The sequence below is a fragment of the Rhizobium sp. 01T437 genome (genome assembly GCF_056398505.1).
On sequence record NZ_JBFTPM010000003.1, the window covers coordinates 156,723 to 170,890 of the forward strand.

Sequence of the window (14,168 nt, forward strand, 5' to 3'; positions counted from 1 at the left end):
CGTATCGCCTCTTTGCTGATATCAGGCGCGTAGCGTTTCCGGCGGTCGCCTGCTCAAATTGCTTGCAAGAACAGTTTTATTACGGCCCTTGGCCTTGGCGTCGAGAAGGGCCGCGTCGGCGCGACTGACCAGCGTATCGACTGCGCCTTCTGCAGGTGATACCGCCACACCGATTGATACCGTCACTGCGCCAATGATCTGACCTGAGTATGAAAGTGCCGCGCCGCCGATCTGCGCACGCAATTTTTCAGCGAATTCGAAACCATGCTCCTCGCTGCAGTCAGGCAGCAGAATGGTAAATTCCTCCCCGCCAAAACGGAATGCATTGCCGATATTGGCGACAGCGCTGCGCAGGACCTGCCCGACATATTGCATGACCATGTCGCCGGCATCGTGACCGAACTGGTCGTTGAAACGCTTGAAATGATCGATGTCGATCATCAGGCAGGTGAGTGGCTCTTCGCCATTGTCGCGCCCACGCCGATGCAGCATGTCGTCGAGGAAACGGCGATTGAAGAGCGCGGTCAACGGATCGCGGATAGCAAGATCAGTCAGCTTTTCACGAAACTGCAGATTGGCGATCGCCAATCCGACATTTTCGGCGATCAACTCCAGATAGAGGCGGACATTGTCCAGCACCGGCATCTGCCCGTGACGCTCCTCGAGATAGAGAAGACCAATCATATCACCCTGCGCCGTCAACGGGAAACAGGAGGCCGCAACACCACTCCCCTCGACATGCTGGCAGGATACATCGCCGTCACCAGTGCCGCTCATATGCGGGCGGCCGCGCCGCAGAGCCCAGCAGGCATTGGCCGGAAAGGCCGCCTGCGCATTGACAGGCTCCAGCCACGTGCCGGCTTGCGCGAGAGCGGACTTATCCTCGTTGAGGATATAAAGACTTCCGGCAATGCCTGGAAAGATCTGCGGCGCGAAGCGCGCAACGACATCGGCCAGCTCATGTTGATTTTCACAAGCCTGGAGGCGATGCATCATCTGCAGGATGAGATCCTTGGTATGCTGGTCAGCCCGCCGCTCCGCATCCAGGCGTTCACGCTCAAGCCCGTTTTCGCGAAAGATCTGGATGGCCTCGTTCATCTCGCCTATTTCATCGCGGCGGTGGTCGTCAGGGACCTCGACCGCGTAATCCTGCCTCGCGAGCCGGGTAACGATGCCGGTCATGCGCACCAGAGGCATGGCCACGCGGCGGCGCAGGATAAAGTAGAGTACCGCTAGGAAGAGCAAGCCGGTCATCGCCAGCATGATCTTGGCGGCAAGGTTCCATTGGTCGCTGCGCCGGCGTGCATCGTCGAGTGCCGCTCCAGTGCGTGTCGCCGTGATATCGCGCAGATGCCCGGCCGACTCCATGAGAGCCGTTTGCAACCGCTCGTGCTCCGCCCCGAAAAGTGTTTGCTGCGCTGTCTGTCTGTCCCCCTTCTGGAAAGAATCGACAGCGGCGGCTTCTACCGCGTCAAGTGCCTCAGCCTGCTTGTCCATGCCCTCGATAATATTCCGCTCGACGACAGATATGTCCCTTGCCGCGATCTGCTCGGCCGCCGTTTCGCGCCGCCGTTCGGTCTCCTCGTCCGCCTTGAAGGCATCAAGGTGGCGCTGTTCGCCGCGCATGACGTAGAGCCTTGCTTCATCGCTGGAGACTTCGGCACCCATCTCAAGCTGTTCGGTCAGCGTATCGAGAGCGAGATGTTCCTCAACCGCACGCCTTTCGTCGTCGGCGCTACGCGACGACATGATGAAAGCAACAGCCGAAAGTGCCGTGAGGATAACGGTTATACCGTAGGCCCAGTTGGTGATGGTGCTTATTCTCATATGGCCATGATAGCGAAAACGGATTGAAGGGGAATTAAAGAAACTTCTAACATAATACTGTTGCAGTATACGGTTTGCGAAAAGTGCGAAAATCTGAATCGAGCAATAGCTGCAGAATGGCGTAGCGGCGGCGGGCACGGCTCTTGCCAATCGCAGCGCGGTGCGGTCGATATCGAATGGTCTCAATCAATCAGTTTTGTGTAACTGATCCGGCCTGTTGGCGGCCCTCTACCGGATTTGTTTCAAGAGGTAATTTTCATGAGCCTGGCTGAGCCAGCTGCAATGGACCATCGAGTGCGTAACAAGCAAACAGCGATGTTCACCTGTATTTGACGTCTGGACGCGGCGGAGACGCCGCGTCCAGACAAGTTTTCCAATCAGACGCGATCGAAACGATCAGCGTTCATGACCTTGTTCCATACGGCGACGAAGTCCTTCACGAACTTCGCCTTGGCATCGGACTGGCCGTAGACTTCCGCAAGCGCGCGAAGCTGCGAATGCGAACCGAAGATCAGGTCGATGCGAGTGCCGGTCCACTTGGCCGCATTGGTCTTGCGGTCGCGGCCTTCGTAAACGCCGTCCTTGCCGGCGAGCGGAGCCCAGACGGTGCCCATGTCGAGCAGGTTGACGAAGAAGTCGTTCGTCAGCACTTCCGGACGCGCGGTGAAGACCCCATGTTCCGGCTTGCCGGCCGTCAGCACACGCAGGCCGCCGACGAGGACGGTCATTTCAGGCGCGGTCAGCGTCAGTAGCTGGGCGCGATCGACGAGGGCTTCTTCCGGCTTCAGGAACTGCAGGCGCTTGCTGTTCACGTAGTTGCGGAAACCATCGGCACGCGGCTCAAGCGCTGCGAAGGAAGCAGCATCCGTCTGTTCCTGCGATGCGTCCATGCGGCCCGGCGTGAACGGCACGACGATGTCCTGGCCGCCGGCCTTGGCCGCCTTTTCGACACCGGCTGCACCGGCAAGCACGATCAGGTCGGCGAGCGAGACCTTCTTGCCGCCGGTCTGGGCAGCATTGAAGTCCTTCTGGATGCCTTCGAGGATGCCAAGAACCTTGGCGAGCTGTGCCGGCTCATTGACTTCCCAGTCCTTCTGCGGCGCAAGGCGAATGCGCGCGCCATTGGCGCCGCCGCGCTTGTCGGAGCCGCGGAAGCTCGAAGCGGACGCCCACGCGGTCGAGACCAGTTCCTGAACGGAGAGACCGGAGGCTGCGACCTTGACCTTGAGATCGGCGATATCCTTGTCGTCGATGAGGGGATGATCGACGGCCGGGATGACATCCTGCCAGATCAAGTCTTCTGCCGGAACTTCCTTACCGAGATAACGGACCTTCGGGCCCATATCGCGGTGGGTGAGCTTGAACCAGGCGCGGGCAAAGGCGTCTGCGAATTCAGCCGGATTTTCCAGGAAGCGGCGCGAGATCTTTTCGTAGATCGGATCGACGCGCAGTGCCAGGTCGCTCGTCAGCATGGTCGGCAGCTGCTTCTTCGAAGGATCGAAAGCATCCGGAATGGACGCTTCCGCATTCTTCGCCACCCACTGTTTGGCACCGCCAGGGCTCGTGGTCAGCTCCCACTCGAAACCAAAGAGGTTTTCGAAGAAGTAGTTGCTCCACTGGGTCGGTGTCTGGGTCCAGGTGACTTCCAGGCCGCTGCCGATGGCATCGCGGCCGACGCCGCTGTTGAACTTGCTCGTCCAGCCGAGGCCCTGGGCCTCGATCTCGCCACCTTCGGGATCGACACCGACAAACGACGGATCGCCGGCGCCGTGCGTCTTGCCGAAGGTGTGGCCGCCGGCGATCAGCGCCACGGTTTCTTCGTCATTCATCGCCATACGGGCGAAGGTCTCGCGAATGTCGCGAGCGGATGCGAGCGGATCGGGAGTGCCGTTCGGGCCTTCCGGGTTGACATAGATGAGGCCCATCTGCACGGCGCCAAGGGGCTCTGCCAGCTCGCGTTCGCCGCTGTAGCGCTCGTCACCGAGCCAGGTGCCTTCCGGACCCCAGTAGAGCTCTTCCGGCTCCCAAACGTCGGCACGGCCGCCGGCGAAACCGAAGGTCTTGAAACCCATGGATTCGAGCGCGACGTTGCCGGTGAGGATCAGCAGGTCGGCCCAGGAAATGCTGTTGCCGTATTTCTGCTTGATCGGCCAGAGCAGGCGGCGAGCCTTGTCGAGATTGACATTGTCAGGCCAGCTGTTGAGCGGTGCAAAACGCTGCTGGCCCTGACCGGCGCCGCCGCGGCCGTCGGTGATGCGGTAGGTGCCGGCGCTGTGCCAGGCCATGCGGATGAACAGACCGCCGTAATGGCCGAAGTCTGCCGGCCACCAGTCCTGCGAATCCGTCATCAACGCATGAAGATCCTGCTTCACTGCGTCGAGATCGAGCTTCTTGAACTCTTCGGCATAGTCGAAATCCTTGCCCATCGGGTCGGAAAGACCGGAATGATGGTGAAGCATCTGCAGGTCGAGCTGGTTCGGCCACCAGTCGCGATTGCCTCTGCTACGTGCTCCCGAATGATCCACGGGACATTTGCCCGCGCTGTCAGGTTTCTGGTCCATAGTTTTCTCCTGTTGCTCCAGGCGACCATTCGACAGCCGCCTTGTCCGTTAAACTATTGGGCCTGATTGCGTGCCTGCACCTCACCCCGGTTCAACCGGAGTCGGCACGCATCCTCCCTCTCATTTCTTTTTATCGGAAGCGTATGATAATTTTAAGTTGGATTTACTGATGAGCGCGATAAGTTCACCTTATGACCAACGTTACACTGAAACAGCTTCGTTATTTTGAAGCCCTGGCACGTCATGGCCGGTTCCGGCATGCGGCCGATGCCTGCGCGATTTCGCAGCCCGCTTTGTCCATGCAGATCAAGGAGCTTGAAGAGGAGTTGGGCGGGAATCTTTTCGAACGCGGTGCGCGGGAGGTCAGGCTGACCGCCTTCGGGCAACTCTTTGGGCTCAGGGTTCGCGATATTCTGCGTGCCGTTGACGAACTTGGAGACCTCGCCCGCGCGTCACAGGACAGGTTGCTGACGCGGCTGAGAATCGGGATCATTCCGACCATAGCCCCCTATCTGTTGCCGGCGATCATCAGCGATCTGAACAGGACCTTCGACAACATTGAGATACAGGTGCGCGAGACGTTGACGGCGAGACTGGTGCATGAAGTGGCGCAGGGCGAGCTTGATCTAGCCGTCGTCGCATTGCCGGTATCGGAACCGTCGTTAACCGAGATCAAGCTGTTTGAAGAGGAGTTCCTCCTGGTCCGGCACCGCGAAGACGAAGGCAAGCCCGTGCCGGAACCCGAAGCCTTGCGCGAAATGCGCCTGCTTCTTTTGGAAGAAGGCCACTGCTTTCGTGATCAGGCCCTGTCTTTCTGCGGCATACAATCGACGCGCCCACGGGAAATCATGGAGGGCAGCTCGCTCTCGACACTGGTGCAAATGGTCAGCGCCGGCATCGGTGTCACCCTGATCCCGGAAATGGCGGTGCCGGTGGAGACGCGCTCGGCCGATGTTTCCATCTCCCGGTTCCGCAGACCCCAGCCCTTAAGAACGATCGGTATCATCTGGCGCAATTCGACACCTCTGGTCAAACAACTGCTACAGATTTCGGAGGTTATCCGCCACTCGGCCGCAAGCCTGCATCAGTATGCCGATCCCGCACGACCCGGTATCGAAGGGTGATTTTAGCTGCTCCACTGGCCGGTCCGCCAGCCGCGCCTAGCTTCCCGCACTAGTAACAGGGGAGCGGCTGAGTTGGGTCTGATCGAACTGATGCCCATAACACCGAACTGGACAGAAATTGGGCTCCGTCTGGCAGCAACGGTCATCGCCGGCGCATTCATCGGCCTCGACAGGGAGCGAGGCGGACATCCCGCGGGATTGCGCACGACCATCCTCGTTGGGCTCGCCGCCTGCCTTTCGATGATCCAGGCGAATATCCTCCTGGCGACGAGCCAAAGCGTAAACGGTTCGATGGATATACTGCGCTTCCCGCTCGGCATCCTCACCGGCGTGGGCTTCATCGGCGGAGGCGCGATCTTGCGACGCGGCGACATCGCAACCGGCGTCACCACCGCGGCGACCTTATGGCTGATAACGGCAATCGGCCTGTGTTTCGGCGGCGGGCAGATCGCCGTAGGCTCCGTCGTTACCGTCCTCGCTGTCCTGATCCTTTCACCGCTGAAGCGTGTGGACCGATGGATATCAGGCAATCAGAAGGGCACGGTATCAATCAGACTGGAGAGCGGTTCAGGAATTCCTGACGTGAAGGCGGTGGCTCCTGAACTTTCCGAGGCGACCTTCACGGGGCTGCGGGATATCGACGACGGGCATCGCGAACTGATCTACGAGATCAGGTGGAAGTCTGTCCGAGGCGTTCCAGGCGCCGTTCAAATTGCTGCATCGTTGGAAAAAAGCTTCCATGTAACCCGGTTCGAATATCGCGCCACGACGGCGTAGAAAGCGAGCTTCAAGCGGTACCACCGGCTGATATTTTCGCCTTTCGTCACTAAAGACGCCGGCAGCAGTCACACGGGATCAAGTCCGCCGCGGCCGCATTCCCATGCGACCGCGATATCGGTCGATCGATTTTTATACCAGCCCGGCCTTGTCCAGGCCGTAAAGCTTGTCTGCAGAACCCGGCACGGCCTTGACCGCAACGCTGATCCGGTTCCATGCGTTGATGGCCATGACCTGGAAGGTCAGATCGGAAACTTCCTTCTCGGAAAGCTGGCCGCGGACCTTCTCGTAGAGTTCGTCCGGAACGCCGGTGTCGGAGAGCTTGGTGACCGCTTCGGTCCAGGCAAGCGCTGCACGTTCGCGCGGGCTGAACAGCGTCGATTCACGCCAGGCGGCGACATGATAGAGACGGAGTTCGCGCTCACCGTGGATCTTTGCTTCCTTGGAATGCATGTCCACGCAGAAGCTGCAGCCATTGATCTGGGATGCGCGAATTTCGACCAAATCCCTGATCGTCTGCTCGATGGAGCTTTCTTTCAGTTCCATGGTAAAGGCGGTGAACTTTTTTACGAGTTCCGGCGAAAGTTGGGCGTAGTTCAGTCTTTGCGTCATGTCATCCTCGTCCTTCAAAAATTGCTGATTTGGGGAGCCGACCGCCAATGCAAGCGCCTGCATGCGGTCATAAAATGAGTAACAAGCACGACGAGAAACGGTAGCTAACCATCGGTTGGGGGATGAGCCCGACATAGGGGCGGCCTTATCAGTCACCCGTCGCTGACCGCGAGCTTGCTTTCCGCGATGCATGTTTCCGGATTTCGGTCTCGATGAATTCCGAAAAGAGGCGCAGCCGGTAGGTCGGCATTCGACCGAAAGCGTGGACAGCCTGGAATGGCATCGTCTCCAGCTCAAGGTCGGGCAGAAGCTGGATCAGTTCCCCTCGATCCAGTTCCTCCTGAACGATGCATTTCATCAGATAAGCAACACCTGCCCCACTCAATGCCGCAATTCGGATCGCCGTCGCCGTGTCGAGGTCCACCTGGCCCGTCGGTGTCATCGTCGCGCCATCGGCAAAGTGAATGGGATATGGGTGGCCGTCGATCGCATATCGCGCGAAAGGAATTTCGCGCAGCCTCTCCACCGACCTCACCCGTCCCCACGTTTCGACAAAGGCAGGAGACGCAACCAGAGCCATTTCCAGATGCACCAGCGTTCGCATCATCAGGTCGCTTCCCGCGACTTTGCCGACGCGAAAGGCGATGTCGTAGTTTTCGCGGATCAGGTCGACGTGGCGATCCGTCGTCCCGAGATCGAGCGTTATGCCGGGATGCTGCGGCAGGAAACGCGTGAAGATGGGCGGCATGAGCAGCCTCGCAAGCTCGCTTGGCAGGCTTACGCGCAAATGGCCGGTCGCGCCGCGATCCGCTTGAAAGACATCCGATGATTCCTCGATCTGCCGGAGAAGTGGCGCAATATTTCCGAAGAAGGTTTCTCCGTCAGGCGTCAGCGTCAGGATACGTGTCGAACGACGAAAAAGCTTCACCCCCAGCAGGTTTTCCAACCGGGAAACGCTTTTCGATACGCCCGAGGGCGTTGTCTGCAGGCTGCGCGCCGCAGCACTGAAGGATCCCGTTTCCACGGTTCGGACAAAAGCTACCAGCCCCGCGGTTTCGCCCAGCAAATTGCCCATCTCGCCTCCACGAATTCGACCTGCAGATAGGCAGCAACGCCCGGATATCGGCTGCGGCACCGCAATGGTCACTCATGTGCATGGTTGCGGAATACGGATCGGATGGCTTGCAGCAGATAGGACCGCCTGTGGTCATGCTGCATGGCGTGATTGCCGATATTCTCGCTCAATGCCTCCCGATAGGCGAGATTTGCCGCAAGGTCTTCTGCGAGTTCGGGACGCTCGTACAGGAGCGGTGCAAAAGCCTCCTTGCCGATTTCATAGACGGTCACCCGTGTTACCGCCCGAAGCGCATGGCTCTCGCCAATCCCGGCAAGAAAGCCCCCTTCGCCAAAAAAATCGCCGGGCGCCAGGCGCGCAGTCTCCCTGCCATCCCGCCGCATCGAAACGATGCCTGCCCGGATGATCATGAGGCTGGCAAGAGAGTCTCCTTCTTTTGCGATCTCGTCACCGGGAGCAAAAGTGCGCTTGGCCGCAGATGCCGCAAGCGTCGTCATCTCGTCGGCTGTGAGTACAGAGAAAACGGGGATCGCTTCGATCAGACTTTGCGCCGGACCTGCGCTGGAGACCAATGCATTCTGTGCGGAGGACTCGTCTGACGTGACGACCTTGCTGAGCGGCATCGCAAGCTGAAGTCCGCTGGACTTGCAGTGACGGTATACAAGATCGATGACCTCACTGCGCGCGATGCCTCGCCGCAGCGGACTGGTGACTTGAAAATAGAGTTCGATATAAACCGCACTGGCATCGATGCCGACAAGCGAAACGGCTGGCGGCGGATCCTTGATGATTGAATTGCAGCTATCCAGCACCGTTTGCATGACGCCGAGGATGATGTGCGGCATGCGTGTCGGAACAATCCGGATCGACAGCGTAATCAGGTGGTTTTCATCCGGTTGGCTGATATTGGTCAGCCCAAGTTTGGCAAGCACGCTGTTCGGCAAGACGACGATATTGTGAGCAGCCGTCAGCAGATGCGTCGAGCGCCAGTTGCTGGCGACGATCCGCCCTTCCGTGCCGTCACTGAGCAAAATCCAATCGCCGATGACATAGGGACGTCCAAGCGTCAGAGCGATCCCGGAGAACACGTCTCCCAGCGTATTCTGCAAGGCAAGACCAAGGATGACGGCGATGACGCCTGACGTCGCGAGCAACGTGCCGATCGGAACCCCGAAGACGAAAGCCATGACCGACAGGGCGACACCGAGATAAACCACCGCGATCAAAAGGTCCTGAATGAGCCTTGCTTCTCGCGGCCTGCCATCCAGCACAATGTAGATGCGCAGGAAGCCGATGACGGCCCAGGAGAGATGAACCCACCAGAGGATCTTAGCAGAGACAAAAAGTGCGCTCATGCTTTCCAGATGCGGCGGGTCAAACCGAAACGGAACAATCCCTGCCAGCAGGAGGACGATCGTCATCGCGGCAAAGAAGGCGATCTGCACGATCAGGCGTGCATTTGGCCGGGAACGCCCCTGCAGATGCCATACGACGATGCCCGCTATGCCCAGGACATCCAGCAAGACGACGAACGAAACAATTTCCTGCGGCATCCGGTTTTCTCATCGACAAAAATTGCAAGGAAACACACCACCCGTCGCCGCTTGGAAGGCAGCGACCGGCCAGTTGGAAAGAGACAGCTTTTGAGTTCACTCCTGTCGGGCTATGCCCGACGCCGGATTCTCGGAAAGCCGGCTGCGGGCGTTCTGGTTTCGCCTACATCGAGATCGAGGCTTCTGAGTTCGAGCGGTAATTTCAGCCGATTCGGTAGAATACTGATTTTCCACGCGTTTCCGGGAAATCGACTGCCATAAAGGCGAAGCATGATCGGGCCTTTGGTGTGCACGACGCGTAGCATAGTCACTCGCCAGCCTGCCTGGCTACTAAAACAAGAGTGGGCTTGACACCAAACCTGCCATCCATTGTTCGACAGCCTTAACGTGCGAATCCGTTGGACCATCGCTGCCGATCGGCCCAAGCAACAATTATCGATACCGTTGCGGTTAAACCTGGCTGATATCGTCGCGGATTTTCAATTACGCTTCCGGCGCCAGAGCAGGAGAACCTTTGATTGAGCCACCTGGAGCGAATCCCTAGCGGGAGATAAACTTCGGTTTAGTTGAAAGGCGCCTATTAGTTGTTACCATAGGATGCAGAGTTGGAGGCTGTCTCACGGGGAAACACACAGTCGTAGGGCTTCCATTGGCATCAACGATGTCCGGGGCCTGACGAGTAGATCCATACCCCATCTTGAGAGACGATGTGTTCCACCGATGCCAACGATTTATAGGGCGTTCCAATATCCTCAAAATGCCGGATGAACCGGCTCAATGTTGTCAGAGGTCTTATGCAATCCGGGCAAAAAACGACGATCGCGATCATAGACGACGATCAGTTTCTGTTGGAATCGCTGAAGGATCTGTTCGAAGCGACCGGCGTTGAAAGCCGGACCTATGCATCCGCGGACGCCTTCCTCAATTCTGGCGACATGCATCATGTGAATTGCATATTGGCGGATGTAAGAATGCCTGGAACCAGCGGCCTTGACCTGCTCTCAGCCGTGGTCCGGGATGGCGGTCCGCCGGTTTGCATAATGACGTCTTTTGCCAACGACCGCACGGAAGCAGCTGCAAGATCATCGGGCGCAGCTGCGTTTCTGGAAAAACCGCTGAGCTCCAAAGACCTGATGGAATTCGTAGCCTCTGCTGGAAAGCGTTGATCCCGGCCAGCCATATATCCAAATCAATTTCGCTCGGGACTGCGAAACCATTCGTCACTATGCTCACCATCTGCGCGGCAGCAACATCAGGGCTCCGAGCTTCAGCCCCGGCAGGAGCGCTGGTGATGAACGAGGAGCAAAAATGCATAAGCTTGACAGCGCCAACCGCCATTCCCTCGTGAACTGGCTGATCTCAGGCGTGAGAGACGAGCTGCAGATCGAGCCCATATTTCTGCAACTCTGTGATCGTCTTGTTGCTTGTGGCGTCGCCCTCAGCCGCGCTAGTCTCCATCTTCGCGTTCATCATCCCCAGTGGCTCGGAACGCGCGTTGTCTGGGTCAAGGATCACAGGCACGCGGATATCATGACGATCGGCTACGATGTCGAGGCGACCGACGCCTTCCTCAGAAGTCCGTTTCGTGTCGTCATCAAAAGCGGCGTGGAAATCCGGCAGCGGCTTCAGATCCACGGACCGCATCAATTTCCCGTCTTCGAAGAACTGAAGGAGGAAGGCCATACCGATTACCTCGCCTGGCCTCTTGACCATACCCAGGGCAAGAGACACCTCGCGACGTTTTCGACGAGCGAGCTCGGCGGATTCACGGACGAGGAAATAGCGTTCTTCCGGGAAATCCTTCCGCTGTTTTCACTAGTCGGCGAAATTCGCCTCAAGAACCAGCTGGCGCTGACGCTGCTGCAAACCTATGTCGGCCCTCACGCCGGGGAACAGATTCTGGACGGCGCAACGACACGCGGAAGCGGCGTGTCGATAAATGCCGCGATTATGATCTGCGATCTCAGAAGCTTCACGAAGCTCTCCGATCGCAGACCACGCGATGAGGTTATTTCCATCCTGAACCAGTATTTCGATGCCATCGCCGATCCGATCGAAAGGCATGGTGGCGAAATCCTCAAGTTCATGGGGGATGGATTGCTGGCCGTCTTTCCCCTTGAGCAGGCTGACGCCTGTACTGATCTCCTGCAGGCCGTCTTTGAGGCGCAAGAGGCGATCAAGGGGCTCCAGGGAACAGCTCTCGGACACGAGGTCCGCTACGGCACGGGCATTCATCTTGGAGAGGTGATGTATGGCAATATCGGCTCCAAGAAGAGACTGGATTTTACCGTGATCGGTCCCGCCGTGAACATTGCCTCCCGTCTTGAAACTCTGACGAAAGAACTGCAGCGCCCTGTCCTGATATCAGCAGACTTCGTGCGGATCGCGGGCTGCGCGGATCAGACGGAATGCCTGGGTACCTACAACCTCAGAGGCTTCGAACAGCCGGTCGAGGTACATGCGCTCCGCCTTCCGCCGACAGGGCTCTGACATCAGATGGCGAAGTTTCGATTATTTCTTAAGCCTCGGGCGCTCATCCACCGTCACGCTGCAATCCAGAATATAGCCGGTTCCGCGTGCCGTCCTGATGAGTCTCGGGTTTGACGGTTCCGTTTCCAGCTTGCGTCGCAGGCGCAGAACCAGCGCATCGATGCTTCGATCGAAGACCTCCTGCGAATGGACGCGGCTCGCCGCAAGCAACTTTTCACGGGACAGGACCTGTTTCGGCGCGTTCAGGAATGCGACCAGGAGATTGAATTCGGCGGCGGTCAGCTTCGTCTCGCCGAATTCCGGCCGTGTAAGTGCCCGCTGGCGCATGGCGAGCGTCCAGCCGCCAAACATATAGGTCCGACGCTCCCGGCCGGTCTCGGGCGTGGGCCTCACCCGCATGGCCGCTTTCAGTCGTGCCAGGAATTCTCGCAGACCGAAAGGCTTGGTGATATAGTCGCTTGCGCCAAGTTCGAATCCCAGCACCTTGTCGGCTTCCTCGACGCGGTCGGCACTGGTGATGATGATGGGCGCCGTCGAGAGTGTCGACAGCTGCCGCACGATCTCCAGGGCGTCCTCTCCCTTGAGATTCAGATCGATGACGAGTGCATCGATCATGTCCGTCGAGAGCATGCTCTGCAGTTCATCCCCATTGCTGACGGCAGTGACGCGAAACGCCTGTTGCATGAGAAAATCACTGATGAGACTGCGCGCAGAGGGATCGTCATCGACAACGAGGACATGCTGCATGGGCTTCTCCGTCTGGCAACGCCGCGGGGCATAGCTCAGCCAGATATAACAATGGCTTGCGATGAGTTTGTCGTTGATGGCGCCCCTCTCCGTTCATAGTCGAAGAGCGCCTGCCGGACGATCAAACGTCCGTTTAGGTTTCACCGGAAAATCTGCAGGTTTACGGTGTTGCTGAAACGCCGCCTTCAAATCCCTTGACGCTCAAGCCTGATATTCAGGCGCACGGACAGCCGTGAATGAAACGGAAGTATAGCTTCTCACAGGCCATATAAAAGATAGCCTTATCAGGCCTGACAAGGCGGCAATATTCCTCCCAAAACAAACATTTCGCGACGCCTATCAAGCATCTCGGAATAAGGAGACTCATATGAACCCGCAAAATTTCCGGCCAACGCGCCGAGATACGATGACGGGAGCGATTACACTTGCAGTCGCTGCCGCAACATTGAAATTTTCCCCACCTGCAATGGCCGATGAGCCGAAGAAATCGAAGGAAGAACATGCCATGAGCAATGAATACGTCACCACGAAAGACGGCGTCCAGATCTTCTACAAGGACTGGGGTCCGAAGGACGCTCAACCGATCGTTTTCCACCATGGCTGGCCCCTCAGCGCCGACGACTGGGATAACCAGATGCTTTTCTTCCTCGACAAGGGTTATCGCGTCATTGCGCATGACCGCCGTGGTCACGGCCGCTCCAGCCAGGTCAGCGACGGCCACGACATGGACCATTATGCCGCCGACGCCGCAGCCGTCGTCCAGCACCTCGACCTCCGCAATGCGATCCATGTCGGCCATTCGACCGGAGGCGGCGAGGCAACCCATTATGTCGCGCGTCACGGCAAGGGTCGGGTCGCCAAGCTCGTCCTCATCGGCGCCGTCCCACCGATCATGGTCAAGACGCCGGCCAATCCGGGCGGCCTGCCGATCGAAGTCTTCGACGGCCTGCGCACAGCGCTCGCGGCAAACAGGTCGCAGTTCTACATCGATCTGGCCAGCGGTCCGTTCTATAGCTTCAATCGCCCGGGCGCCCAGGTCTCGCAGGCAATTGTCCAGAATTGGTGGCGTCAGGGCATGGCCGGCGGTGCCAAGGCCCATTACGACGGTATCAAGGCATTTTCGGAAACGGACTTTACCGAAGACCTCAAGTCGATCGAAGTCCCGACCCTCGTTATGCACGGCGACGATGACCAGATTGTCCCGATTGCCGATTCCGCGCCGCTTTCCGCGAAACTGCTGAAGAATGCCATGCTGAAGATCTACAAGGGTTTGCCGCACGGCATGGCGACGACGCATGCCGATGTCGTCAATGCGGATCTGCTGAGCTTCCTCAAGGCCTAGTGATTTGGGGCGCCGTCGAGGCGCCCCAAATCAGACGGGATGGCGATGCGCTTCAATTCT

At 58.3% G+C, this 14,168-nt stretch carries 11 protein-coding genes; 5 read left to right on the forward strand and 6 right to left on the reverse strand.

What is annotated here, in order from left to right; all coding sequences use genetic code 11:
* Nucleotides 1-21: 21 nt before the first annotated feature.
* On the reverse strand, nucleotides 22-1,827 hold the full coding sequence (locus AC1DM5_RS07000; RefSeq protein WP_477818536.1) for a diguanylate cyclase: 1,806 nt from the start codon (nucleotides 1,825-1,827) through the stop codon (nucleotides 22-24).
* Nucleotides 1,828-2,204: 377 nt separating this feature from the next.
* On the reverse strand, nucleotides 2,205-4,388 hold the full coding sequence (gene katG, locus AC1DM5_RS07005) for a catalase/peroxidase HPI (protein WP_477818537.1): 2,184 nt from the start codon (nucleotides 4,386-4,388) through the stop codon (nucleotides 2,205-2,207).
* Nucleotides 4,389-4,579: 191 nt separating this feature from the next.
* Here katG and AC1DM5_RS07010 point away from each other — a divergent pair, with 191 nt between their 5' ends.
* Nucleotides 4,580-5,512: a hydrogen peroxide-inducible genes activator gene (locus AC1DM5_RS07010; RefSeq protein ID WP_477818538.1), complete on the forward strand. Its 933-nt coding sequence runs from the start codon at nucleotides 4,580-4,582 to the stop codon at nucleotides 5,510-5,512.
* A gap of 90 nt (nucleotides 5,513-5,602) precedes the next feature.
* Nucleotides 5,603-6,289 carry an MgtC/SapB family protein gene (locus tag AC1DM5_RS07015; RefSeq protein WP_477818887.1) on the forward strand — a complete coding sequence of 229 codons (687 nt, stop codon included), beginning with the start codon at nucleotides 5,603-5,605 and terminating at the stop codon, nucleotides 6,287-6,289.
* Nucleotides 6,290-6,421: 132 nt separating this feature from the next.
* On the opposite strand, the gene AC1DM5_RS07020 is transcribed toward AC1DM5_RS07015, so the two are convergent.
* From AC1DM5_RS07020 to AC1DM5_RS07030, 3 genes are all read right to left on the reverse strand, one after another.
* Nucleotides 6,422-6,901 (reverse strand): carboxymuconolactone decarboxylase family protein, encoded by a 480-nt coding sequence (locus tag AC1DM5_RS07020; RefSeq protein ID WP_007825658.1) that lies wholly within the window; start codon nucleotides 6,899-6,901, stop codon nucleotides 6,422-6,424.
* Between the two features lie 148 nt (nucleotides 6,902-7,049).
* Complete coding sequence (locus tag AC1DM5_RS07025; RefSeq protein ID WP_477818539.1) at nucleotides 7,050-7,976, reverse strand: LysR family transcriptional regulator; 927 nt, start codon at nucleotides 7,974-7,976, stop codon at nucleotides 7,050-7,052.
* Between the two features lie 68 nt (nucleotides 7,977-8,044).
* The gene (locus tag AC1DM5_RS07030) at nucleotides 8,045-9,529 is read right to left on the reverse strand and encodes a cyclic nucleotide-binding domain-containing protein (RefSeq protein WP_477818540.1); all 1,485 of its coding nucleotides are present in this window, start codon (nucleotides 9,527-9,529) and stop codon (nucleotides 8,045-8,047) included.
* Between the two features lie 764 nt (nucleotides 9,530-10,293).
* Here AC1DM5_RS07030 and AC1DM5_RS07035 point away from each other — a divergent pair.
* A complete protein-coding gene (locus AC1DM5_RS07035) occupies nucleotides 10,294-10,695 on the forward strand; it encodes a response regulator transcription factor (RefSeq protein WP_477818541.1) in 402 nt (133 codons plus the stop codon).
* Nucleotides 10,696-10,837: 142 nt separating this feature from the next.
* Nucleotides 10,838-12,019: an adenylate/guanylate cyclase domain-containing protein gene (locus AC1DM5_RS07040; protein ID WP_477818542.1), complete on the forward strand. Its 1,182-nt coding sequence runs from the start codon at nucleotides 10,838-10,840 to the stop codon at nucleotides 12,017-12,019.
* Between the two features lie 21 nt (nucleotides 12,020-12,040).
* Here the strand turns inward: AC1DM5_RS07040 and AC1DM5_RS07045 are convergent, their stop codons facing one another.
* Nucleotides 12,041-12,766: a response regulator gene (locus AC1DM5_RS07045; protein WP_477818543.1), complete on the reverse strand. Its 726-nt coding sequence runs from the start codon at nucleotides 12,764-12,766 to the stop codon at nucleotides 12,041-12,043.
* Nucleotides 12,767-13,271: 505 nt separating this feature from the next.
* Between AC1DM5_RS07045 and AC1DM5_RS07050 the strand changes: the two genes are divergently transcribed.
* Nucleotides 13,272-14,108, forward strand: coding sequence for an alpha/beta fold hydrolase (locus AC1DM5_RS07050; RefSeq protein WP_477818888.1), 837 nt, complete (start codon nucleotides 13,272-13,274; stop codon nucleotides 14,106-14,108).
* Nucleotides 14,109-14,168: the final 60 nt, after the last annotated feature.

Coding starts and splice junctions, on each gene's coding strand:
- AC1DM5_RS07000 (WP_477818536.1), bottom strand. CDS start 1,827: ATGAGAATAAGCACCATCACCAACTGGGCCTACGGTATAACCGTTATC.
- katG (WP_477818537.1), bottom strand. CDS start 4,388: ATGGACCAGAAACCTGACAGCGCGGGCAAATGTCCCGTGGATCATTCG.
- AC1DM5_RS07010 (WP_477818538.1), top strand. CDS start 4,580: ATGACCAACGTTACACTGAAACAGCTTCGTTATTTTGAAGCCCTGGCA.
- AC1DM5_RS07015 (WP_477818887.1), top strand. CDS start 5,603: ATGCCCATAACACCGAACTGGACAGAAATTGGGCTCCGTCTGGCAGCA.
- AC1DM5_RS07020 (WP_007825658.1), bottom strand. CDS start 6,901: ATGACGCAAAGACTGAACTACGCCCAACTTTCGCCGGAACTCGTAAAA.
- AC1DM5_RS07025 (WP_477818539.1), bottom strand. CDS start 7,976: ATGGGCAATTTGCTGGGCGAAACCGCGGGGCTGGTAGCTTTTGTCCGA.
- AC1DM5_RS07030 (WP_477818540.1), bottom strand. CDS start 9,529: ATGCCGCAGGAAATTGTTTCGTTCGTCGTCTTGCTGGATGTCCTGGGC.
- AC1DM5_RS07035 (WP_477818541.1), top strand. CDS start 10,294: ATGAACCGGCTCAATGTTGTCAGAGGTCTTATGCAATCCGGGCAAAAA.
- AC1DM5_RS07040 (WP_477818542.1), top strand. CDS start 10,838: ATGCATAAGCTTGACAGCGCCAACCGCCATTCCCTCGTGAACTGGCTG.
- AC1DM5_RS07045 (WP_477818543.1), bottom strand. CDS start 12,766: ATGCAGCATGTCCTCGTTGTCGATGACGATCCCTCTGCGCGCAGTCTC.
- AC1DM5_RS07050 (WP_477818888.1), top strand. CDS start 13,272: ATGAGCAATGAATACGTCACCACGAAAGACGGCGTCCAGATCTTCTAC.